Genomic DNA, 9040 nt, shown 5'->3' with positions numbered 1-9040 from the left:
ATCACCTCGCAGTTTTCCTGCTCCAGACGGCGCACGGTTGCGGCGCCGACCATCCCGCGATGGCCGGCAACCCACACCCGTTTTCCAGCGAGGTCATACATGATCAGGCGTCCTTCCAGACCGGGTCGCGCTGCATGACTTTGAGGTCCGACTGGACCATCTCACGAGCGAGATCGCGCGGTGAGGTCTCGTGGCTCCAGCCGAGCTGCTTCTTCGCCTTGGCCGGATCGCCGAGCAGGAGCTCAACCTCGGTCGGGCGGAAGTAGCGTGGATCGACCTCGACGAGGCATTTGCCGGTCTCCGAGCAGTAGCCTTTCTCGTCGACGCCCTTGCCCTTCCATTCGAGCTTGATGCCGACATCTTCGAAGGCCCACTCGACGAACTGGCGCACATGGGTCGTCTCACCGGTGGCGAGAACATAGTCGTCCGCCTTGTCCTGCTGCAGCATGAGCCACATGCCGCGGACATATTCACGGGCATGGCCCCAGTCGCGCTGGGCGTCGAGGTTGCCGAGATAGAGCTTTTCCTGACGGCCAAGCTTGATGGCGGCAGCCGCGCGCGTGATCTTGCGGGTCACGAAGGTCTCGCCGCGCAGCGGGCTCTCGTGGTTGAAGAGGATGCCGTTGGAGGCGTGCATGCCATAGGCTTCGCGGTAGTTCACCACGATCCAGTAAGCGTAGAGCTTGGCGGCAGCGTAAGGGCTGCGCGGATAGAAGGGGGTGGTTTCCTTCTGTGGCACTTCCTGAACGAGGCCATAAAGCTCCGAGGTAGACGCTTGGTAGAAGCGGGTCTTGTCTTCCATGCCGAGGATACGGATCGCCTCGAGCAGGCGAAGCGCGCCCACGGCGTCGGCGTTCGCGGTGTACTCAGGCGTCTCGAAGGAGACCTGGACGTGGCTCTGTGCGGCGAGGTTGTAGATCTCGTCTGGCTGGGACTCCTGGACGATCCGGATGAGGTTCGTCGAATCGGTCATGTCGCCATAGTGGAGGATCAGGCGCGGGTCATCGACATGCGGGTCCTGATAGAGATGCTCGATACGTCCGGTGTTGAACGAGGAAGACCGGCGTTTCACGCCATGGACCGTATAGCCCTTCTCCAGCAGGAGTTCGACCAGATACGCCCCATCCTGTCCCGTCACGCCAGTGACCAGCGCTGTCTTGTTTTTCGATGTCATTGAAACAGTCCCGTAACTAACATCGCCACGCTGACAGGTCCGTTCATTTTGCGCAACAGGATCGTGAATTGAATCGACCGCCTTAAATACAGTGATGAATTTTAAAACGGATTAGAACTCGTCTTCCATAAACTTCGCCTCCGAAAAGGCGTAATCGAGATTGTCATAAGCGTCGGAGTCGAAGGACTCCACGCCACCGGCAGGATAGGCATCACGCTCTTTCCAGCCTAGCAGCTGCACAAGCGCGTCGACTTGGTCATCGTGGGTGCCGGCTGGGAACGCTATGACTTCGTGAACGAACGCGTCGCGCCAAGGAGCTTGGGCAGGTAGGAATATGTCCCCCGCTTCGATACGAGGGCTCACCAGTGCAGCACGCTGTTCTTTGGAACCCTTGGGGGTGATGCCGATGGGAGAGGGGATGTATCCACCACCGTCGTCGCGGAGCTCATCAATAAGCGGCGTCCCGGTAGCGGCCTTTTCGACGAGGATAGTATTGGCCTTGAACTTCTTCGCCAAGCGGATGACAGCGCGCTTCTGGTCCGGAAAGGACAGCTTCTCGCGAAAGACATCGAGAATGAGGACTGAGTTGCCATAAATGAGCGCAGTGACGCAAGCGCAGTAGTTGCCTGTTGCTCCCACAGCAAGGTCCCACGATTGAACAATCTGCGAGTATTCGGGCACGTCAGGCGCTTCCTCGTAGGATCTGAACCAGCCGGGCCTGATGAGGTTACCTGTCGCAGGCACGGGGCATTGCTGGTATTGGGCTTCGAAGTTCGCAGTCCCCATCTCCCGGCGCTTTTGCTCTAGCAGACTGATAGGTAGTCTGTCCTCATGTAGGGGCTCGCCAGCGGCCCAGTTGTAAGTCTCTCCCAAGCTCAGCTGAAATTTTTGGGACTGAACCGCAACCGCCGGAAAGGAGAGCTGGAGCCAACCCCCATTCGTCAAAAGATGCCCGGAAAGGTCAGTCTCGTGAAGACGCTGCTGCACAACGATGACCGCGCCAGTTGTAGGGTTGTTCAAGCGCGTGCTCATCGTGCTGCCGAACCAATCGATTGTGCTCTCTCGCCTGGTCCTTGATTTAGCGTCTTCAGGCTTTTGGGGGTCATCGAGGATAATGAAATCACTGCCGCGGCCAATTATTACCCCGCCATTTGTAGCCGCGTACCGGCCGCCGCTGCGTGTTGTTTCAAGATCTGTCGCCGCCGAGCGTCTCAGGCGTGTTTTCGCGAAGATTGCACGATAGAAATCGCTTTCAATGAGTTCGCGGGTTTCGCGCGCAAGCTTGCCCGCAACTTCGTCACCATACGAGATGACCATGATCTCCTTAGCTGGGTCCTTGCCAAGCAGCCAGGCAGTCCATGCGACTGAAACCGAAAACGACTTAAGCGCACGCGGCGGCATGTTGACGAGGAGCCTTCTCTCCTCGCCAGCTGCTACGCGACCAAGCTCGTATGCGAGTGCATCAATGTGCCAGTTGTGCGCGTAGGGTGTAGCCGGATGCATGGCATTGAATGCGGCCCGCACGAAGTAGCTGAATTCGGATCGCAGCAGCTGGCGATAAGCTGCCACCTCATTCATCAGCGGCCCCTCCGTCGAGCTTTTTGACCTTGCGACGCACGAAATCGTCCAACAGATTTTGTTGATCGGGCGAAAGCTTTTCTTCTTTAGGCTCACGGGTTTCTGGAAGCATTTGCTGCAGTTGTTTGAGCACTTGCTCGATCGATCGCGGGTCGCCCTTGGCGGCTTTGTTGGTGAGATTGCGAAGCATGACTTGACGCTTCGTCGCCGACTTCCGCTGGCCATCTTCCGTGAATTGTACAATTTGAGACAACTCATCAGTGAGCGCTGTTCGAAAGTTTTTCGACCCCTTTGTTCGCCCTTTCGGGTTGCCGGACTGCCCCTTTTTGAACTGGGTGGTTTTCGGCGGTTTACCGTAGCCGATTTGGTAATCCTTCTCGGCATCAGCGCTCATTTTCGCCTCCTGCGACTTTGGCTTCGAGGTCGCTGAACGTCTCGCCGGTCTCGCTTAGTACCGCATCCAGCCCGGCTTTATCGCGCAGCCTGCGGATCGCCACATCGACATAGAGCGGATCAAGTTCGATTCCTCGCGCTCGGCGGTGCGCTTCTTGAACAGCAAGCAGGGTAGTGCCGGAGCCGAGAAACGGGTCCAGAACGCGATCGCCTCGGTGGGTAACATCCATCAGTGCATCGACGACAAGTCTGACTGGTTTGACGGTCGGGTGAAGGAGAAGCTGCTTTCGCCGAGATTGTACTCCGGCATAGGCCCAGACATTAGTGCGATTTCGCCCATGCCTGCCCAGTTCAACATTATTGGTATGTTTGCCGGGACCTGCTTTGAACACATAGATTAGCTCATGCTGGGAGCGGTAGAGTGACCCCATTCCGCCGACGCCCTTATCCCAGACGATGAGGTTTTTAAGTTCTTCGAACACGCTACGCCCAGCGGCGTCGAGGTCAGCGCCGTGGCGCCAATCCATGCAGATGAATACGATAGCACTATCGGTTGTGTGATCTTTGAGGCGCTCGCAGAGAGTTTTGAGGAAGCCGCGAAAGGCCTCCTCGCTCATCTCACCTGAGGCCATGGCGAATTCGCGGTGCTTCACCTTGCCGGAGCCGCCGACATGACCAGCAATCGGAACGTTGTAGGGCGGGTCGGTGAACACCGCGTCGGCCTTTTCGCCTTGCAAAAGTTTATCATAGCTTGCTGGATCAAGAGCGTTGCCGCAGAGCAATCGATGCTCGCCGACATTCCATAGGTCGCCGAGTTTTGTAATGGCCAGGCCAGCTGGCGGAGGTGGGGCCTCTTCAGCAACTGAGGCCGAGTCATCAATTAGGATGATGTCGAGGTCAGCATTGCTGAACCCGGTAATGGTGAGGTCGATATCGAGGTCCGCTAATTCGCCAAGCTCAAGCTTCAGAATAGCGTCGTCCCATCCAGCGTTTTCAGCAAGTTTGTTGTCGGCGATTGCATAGAGCCGTTTGTCCTTATCGCTAAGATGCTTAATCGCCAAAACAGGGACACTGGCGATGCCGAGCAGCTTTGCTGCCTGCCAACGGCCGTGACCTGCTATGATGGTGGCATCCTCATCAATGAGGATGGGATTGGTCCATCCGAACTTGTTCAGGCTGCGCGCAATCTGTTCGATTTGCTTTGCGGAGTGAGTTCTTGCATTCCGCTTTGAGGGCTTCAGCTTATCGATATCGACAAGATCGACCTGTCTGCGGCCTAAGCGTTGCACCTTTTGATTGTTTGGCATGAATTGCCTCCTTCAAAAATGAAAGAGGCAGCCCAGCGGAAGTGGGTGTTGGAGGCCTTCGGAAAATATGTACTGAACTCTCCGGTTTCAGGCGGGGTCTCTATTTCGCTTGCGTATGTACGTCGCCAAGGCAGTTGAGAGTGTGTGATCGGGAATTCCCAGCTTTGAGGCATCCCGGACGGCCAGAATGAATTGTCCTGCCTTGGATTGGGGGACGGATTTCTTATTGTGGTGCCAGCTATCGGTGCCTGTCGAATGTGTAGCTATCTCTCCGGTCACGTCTTCGAAAAGCTCGACCAATCTCGTCACCAAGTGCTGTGCATCCAATCGAGCATCAGCGCCTTTCTTTCCGCTGAGCTCAGTATGGAGATCAGCGGCTGCAGCTCGCACGTCAGCGGGGTCGTAGTCACCGATCTCGAATGGATTGAGCGTGCCGCGCATCGGAATGGCGCCCCTCAATATCAGCCTGTCGGCGAGTTCGCTTTCACTGGCGAATGATAGAGGCGATGGTTCTGATCGGTTCCAGAGCCATCGACCGAGCTCTTCCCGCCGAGTTGCGCGGCTTGGAGTAATCTCTCGGACTTGGATCGTATCCGTGATGACTTCGTCCAAAATGTCCTGGATACGGGATGTTATAGAGGCCGCATTAGGCGAGGTGGGTTCTAAGCCGAGCTCGGCGAGAGAGCCTTCAAGTGCACGGTCACCGAGATGTGGCATCGCGGTGAGGGCGTCAGGGAACTTATCCGCAGCCGCATACGCCGGTTGCCTAGGGTAGCGGGCACCATCAATTTGAGCAGGTGTCGCATTGGGAATAGAACGGGGCATGAATTCGTCTTGAGAGTGGTTTTGTAGCCAATTCTAAGGCTGTCTCCACTAGGTAGGAGCATTCGGTGAAATTACACCGTATCAAGACATTTGACGGGCCCCTTTAGGAGCAATGAGACCTAGTCGGCGGGCAGCACCAAAAGCCAATGTTGGTGCGCCAGAATAGTGTGGCACGCAGAGATGGCCCGCTACCTTAGCCTAAGCTGAAGGATGGCGTCTAAGAATTTATCGAGAACACGCCGGGTGGAAACACTTCTGACCGGCCACTTGTGGCAGCAAAAGGCTGCTCGCAAGATCGATGCGCTGGAAGTGAACGCGGCTGAGCTTTTGTGAAGCAAATAGTGAGAGGCGGGAGCGAATTACGCTCCCGCCTCTCACATTGTGGGAAAGGCCTTCTAGCCGGCGCTGGAGCTAATCTGCATGCTGATCTCAATCGGCTGAAAGTTGAGGCTCGAGGCACTGGGCTCTATTCTAGGCAGGTCAAGTTTTTTGGGATCCGCGAGGGTAAAGCTTGGCACTGTTTCGGACACCTCTGGAGCCGTTTCGGTTCTTGGGCGGAGGCCGATATTGAACCGTGAGGTCGCCGTGGTGTTTGACGCGATGGCAGGCGATACTTCTTCAGAGAAGCTAGCCAGTTTTACGTGCGAGGAAAACTCCATTTGCAGGGGAGCGTCCTTCGCTTCGGCTTCTTCAGCTTGAGGCTCGAAGGACGCTTGCATCACCTCGGGTGCTGGAGCTGCGGCGTCCTGGTCAGCCAGTACCGCTTCCTCGCGTCGCGCTTCTGCTGCCGCAATGGCTTGCGGAGATTGGCTTGCAGGCGTGAGGTTACTGAGCTTGGATGCTGGCCTGTCTGCCGAAGCAGTCTGTGCACCGATACCGGACATGTCATCAGGTAGGTAGCTGCCGCCCTCATGGGTACGGCTCCAGCCATTGGCGTGCGCAAGTTCATGACAGAGGAGACGGGCGTACCAGCCAGACGTTATTGTCTGGCAGGGGTTCGGCATGGTGATCATGCGTCCATCACCGCAACCCATCGAGTTCAGCTGCGGCACACCGAAAATATGAGCTCCGCGTTGCGCACACCTGGCCCCGACCAGCATCGGGGAGACGAATTCTACGGCAACTGTGTTGTCTCCGCGAAATTCCGCCGGGGCGTTCTTGACTGGCTCAAGCGGAGCGACAGTCATACAGCCAGCCAGCAGGGATGAGACACAGAAAGTGCTCATCATGTAAAAGCGAAAAACGAGTGTTCTTTTCATGTCCATCACCCCGACTTCTTTGAGTTGGTGATGAGAAGACTATGAGGTCAGCCATAATACTGGCTTGAGGACTGCCACTGAATTTGAGGCGATGGTGTCGTAAATCGTTAAGCTATTGGTTCAGACCGGCACAATTGGTAAATTCGGAAAGCAAAAAAGCCTGAAAAATCAGACTTACGTAGTCCTGTCTTCGTTAACGCAAACACCTTGAAATTTTCAGCAACGTGGAAGCAAAGCATGAAAAAAGGCGTGCCGAAGTGGCACGCCTTTTTCGAGATCAATAGAGAGTGGGCTTCAGCCTGGGCTTGCCGGGGTTCCATCATCGTCGCCGCCCGTCGCAGCAGCGACGCCACCGATAGCAGCCAGCCCTGCCGGGATACCGAACACTGCAGCGCCAACGCCGCTTCCTGCGGTACCTGCGACAGCCGTGCCTTCAAGTGCCGCAATCTGCGTCGACGTCATTGCAACTGGTGAAGAGGAACAGGAGGCGGCACTAACTGTGAAAATCTCCAGCGGCTCGAGTGTCACGCTACAAGGCGTTCCGTTTGCGGCCGTGAATTCCAGCGTGGTAGTGCCGCCGCTCGTGGTCTGAACGATGTCGCCTTCGAACAGATCATCGCCTTCTGAAAGGGAATACAGATTTCCCTGACGTTCGACCACGACAGAGCCGGTGTCACCTGTCGCTTCAACAACGTCACCCTGCAGATCTGGCGTGGATCCAGACCCAGCTTCGTCCTGCGCAACAGCGGTTTGAGCGAAGGTCAATGCCCCAGCCGACGCGGCCAGAACTGCAATAAATTTAGTGAGGCGCATGTTTCTAGCTCCTTTGTCCCAGCTTCCTTTTACCAAAGAAGCCTTAGATTGTATATATGTGATCGCAAATATTCATAATTGAGTAATAAATGCCGAATTCAGGTCGGAGTTGCACACTTTTCGCGCACCTGAATGGTCTCAACGACCTCGTCCTCTAGGCGTACAGCGCTCAGAACGCCCGTTTTGTAAGCGCCGGTATCCAGCCCGATCCTGTTTGGCCGATGCGTTATCTCGTCTTCGACAGTATGTCCGTGGACTATAACCTTGCCATGATCGGCCTCGCTGTCGAGAAACTCTCGTCTGATCCAGCGCATATCGGTCGAGCTTTGTTCGGCGATTGATAGCCCCGGCCGTATGCCCGCGTGCACCAAAAGGTAGTCACCAAACTCAACACTATCGAGAAATCCGCTCAAGAAGCGAATATGGCTGTTGGGTATGGCTGAGAGCAGGGCATGTTCAAGTGCCTCTTCGCCAAGTGTTTGGACATAAGCGATATCCACTCCATAGCTTTCTGCGGTCGTGTCGCCGCCATGATGCAACCATTCACGGAGTTGTTTGCGCTCGCCTTTGAGGGCGCGAAGAAGCGCGTCCTCGTGATTTCCCATGAGGAAATGACACTTCAAATCAGCGGGCCGATAGTCGATCAGCAATTCGATGACGCCTTTTGACTGCGGCCCGCGATCTATGAGGTCCCCCAAGAAAACGAGATGGGTTTGCTTAGGCGGACGTTTTGAGAGATCTTCTTCGATGCGCGCCAATAATTGTTCAAGAAGATCAAGTCGGCCGTGTATATCTCCGATTGCGTACGCGCGCTTTCCGGGGGGCGTGGACGCCGCCTTAGGCTCGCTAGTTGATTTACCGGGCCTGGAAAACAGACGGAACATAATATTGATCTCGCTCGCATTGCTTCAGCTAGACAAACTCGTCGGCTCCTGCAGCGGGTGAGCAGATTACGTCTCACATGCTTTATGCTAGCACAACAAGCCGATTGCATCTTCGCCCGCGAATCAAGAGGCATCATTCTTGCGTGGCATCTGACTAGTCATCGTGCAGTCAAGAAAAATCGGTAAACGTTTTCTTAAATTCGGTTGATGGCGGCGTTCGGGTGTGTTGTGCTTAGTACACCTGCAGTTGATCAAGGGCTTCAGTCTTGAGGAGGCAACATGAGCGTAAACGCATCGCACACTTGGTTTGCCGCACAGACGTTGGCAGGTAAAGAAAACATCGCTGTTTCGCATTTAAACCGGCAGGGCTTCGAGACAACATGCCCTCAGCTTTGGCGCACGGTGCGCCATGCTAGACAAACCCGACGTGTTCTTCGCCCGATCTTTCCTGGGTATGTTTTTGTGAATGTGGATATGCAGCGCATGAGATGGCGTGCAATCGATAGCACAGTTGGCGTGTCGAGGATTGTTCGTTTCGGGAACAGGCCAGCAGCAATTCCAACTGATTTGGTCGAGAGCTTCAAAGCTCAAACGGGCGAAGATGGAGCTATCGAGTTTGAAGCAACGTTCGGCGTAGGGGACGAAATTCGCGTCATGTCCGGTGCCTTTCAGGACAGGATTGGATGGATCGTCGAACTTCCGGATGTTGACCGCGTCAAAGTTCTTCTAGGGATGATGACCCGTCACGTTGAAGTCACGCTTCCCAGAAAGCAGCTCGCCAAGGCGAGTTGATTAGTAGAGTAGGTC

The 9040-nt window shown here is 55.5% G+C and carries 9 protein-coding genes and 1 pseudogene; 1 reads left to right on the top strand and 9 read right to left on the bottom strand.

Features of this window, described 5'->3' with window-relative positions; all coding sequences use genetic code 11:
* The 9 genes and pseudogenes from D1222_RS15985 to D1222_RS12735 form a co-directional block, all read right to left on the bottom strand.
* A pseudogene (locus D1222_RS15985) lies at positions 1 to 104 on the bottom strand (GDP-L-fucose synthase); the annotation flags it as partial.
* Positions 104 to 1174, bottom strand: coding sequence for a GDP-mannose 4,6-dehydratase (gene gmd / locus D1222_RS12765; RefSeq protein ID WP_119453664.1), 1071 nt, complete (start codon positions 1172 to 1174; stop codon positions 104 to 106). The gene gmd and the pseudogene D1222_RS15985, both read right to left, overlap by 1 nt.
* A 111-nt stretch (positions 1175 to 1285) precedes the next feature.
* A complete protein-coding gene (gene terL / locus D1222_RS12760; RefSeq protein WP_182481973.1) occupies positions 1286 to 2752 on the bottom strand; it encodes a phage terminase large subunit in 1467 nt (488 codons plus the stop codon).
* The gene (locus D1222_RS15790; protein WP_182481972.1) at positions 2745 to 3146 is read right to left on the bottom strand and encodes a DUF5681 domain-containing protein; all 402 of its coding nucleotides are present in this window, start codon (positions 3144 to 3146) and stop codon (positions 2745 to 2747) included. Before D1222_RS15790 ends, terL begins: the two co-directional genes overlap by 8 nt.
* On the bottom strand, positions 3136 to 4452 hold the full coding sequence (locus D1222_RS12755; protein ID WP_119454628.1) for a site-specific DNA-methyltransferase: 1317 nt from the start codon (positions 4450 to 4452) through the stop codon (positions 3136 to 3138). Before D1222_RS12755 ends, D1222_RS15790 begins: the two co-directional genes overlap by 11 nt.
* A gap of 87 nt (positions 4453 to 4539) precedes the next feature.
* The gene (locus tag D1222_RS12750) at positions 4540 to 5277 is read right to left on the bottom strand and encodes a hypothetical protein (protein ID WP_119454627.1); all 738 of its coding nucleotides are present in this window, start codon (positions 5275 to 5277) and stop codon (positions 4540 to 4542) included.
* 395 nt (positions 5278 to 5672) lie between these two features.
* Positions 5673 to 6536 (bottom strand): hypothetical protein, encoded by an 864-nt coding sequence (locus tag D1222_RS12745; RefSeq protein WP_147371873.1) that lies wholly within the window; start codon positions 6534 to 6536, stop codon positions 5673 to 5675.
* Positions 6537 to 6830: 294 nt separating this feature from the next.
* A complete protein-coding gene (locus D1222_RS12740; protein ID WP_119454625.1) occupies positions 6831 to 7349 on the bottom strand; it encodes a hypothetical protein in 519 nt (172 codons plus the stop codon).
* A gap of 98 nt (positions 7350 to 7447) precedes the next feature.
* On the bottom strand, positions 7448 to 8233 hold the full coding sequence (locus D1222_RS12735; RefSeq protein ID WP_119454624.1) for a metallophosphoesterase family protein: 786 nt from the start codon (positions 8231 to 8233) through the stop codon (positions 7448 to 7450).
* 279 nt (positions 8234 to 8512) lie between these two features.
* Here D1222_RS12735 and nusG point away from each other — a divergent pair, with 279 nt between their 5' ends.
* The gene (gene nusG / locus D1222_RS12730; protein WP_119454623.1) at positions 8513 to 9025 is read left to right on the top strand and encodes a transcription termination/antitermination protein NusG; all 513 of its coding nucleotides are present in this window, start codon (positions 8513 to 8515) and stop codon (positions 9023 to 9025) included.
* Positions 9026 to 9040: the final 15 nt, after the last annotated feature.

Origin of the sequence: Henriciella algicola (genome assembly GCF_003576245.1) — a bacterium.
In the GTDB taxonomy this organism is placed as follows: domain Bacteria; phylum Pseudomonadota; class Alphaproteobacteria; order Caulobacterales; family Hyphomonadaceae; genus Henriciella; species Henriciella algicola.
Note: the sequence above shows the minus strand (reverse complement) of the source record. Positions and strands in the feature narration are given on the sequence as shown.

Bases quoted from the DNA above. Each gene is read 5' to 3' on its own strand.
- gmd (WP_119453664.1), bottom strand. From the start codon at position 1,174: ATGACATCGAAAAACAAGACAGCGCTGGTCACTGGCGTGACGGGACAG.
- terL (WP_182481973.1), bottom strand. From the start codon at position 2,752: ATGAATGAGGTGGCAGCTTATCGCCAGCTGCTGCGATCCGAATTCAGC.
- D1222_RS15790 (WP_182481972.1), bottom strand. From the start codon at position 3,146: ATGAGCGCTGATGCCGAGAAGGATTACCAAATCGGCTACGGTAAACCG.
- D1222_RS12755 (WP_119454628.1), bottom strand. From the start codon at position 4,452: ATGCCAAACAATCAAAAGGTGCAACGCTTAGGCCGCAGACAGGTCGAT.
- D1222_RS12750 (WP_119454627.1), bottom strand. From the start codon at position 5,277: ATGCCCCGTTCTATTCCCAATGCGACACCTGCTCAAATTGATGGTGCC.
- D1222_RS12745 (WP_147371873.1), bottom strand. From the start codon at position 6,536: ATGAAAAGAACACTCGTTTTTCGCTTTTACATGATGAGCACTTTCTGT.
- D1222_RS12740 (WP_119454625.1), bottom strand. From the start codon at position 7,349: ATGCGCCTCACTAAATTTATTGCAGTTCTGGCCGCGTCGGCTGGGGCA.
- D1222_RS12735 (WP_119454624.1), bottom strand. From the start codon at position 8,233: ATGTTCCGTCTGTTTTCCAGGCCCGGTAAATCAACTAGCGAGCCTAAG.
- nusG (WP_119454623.1), top strand. From the start codon at position 8,513: ATGAGCGTAAACGCATCGCACACTTGGTTTGCCGCACAGACGTTGGCA.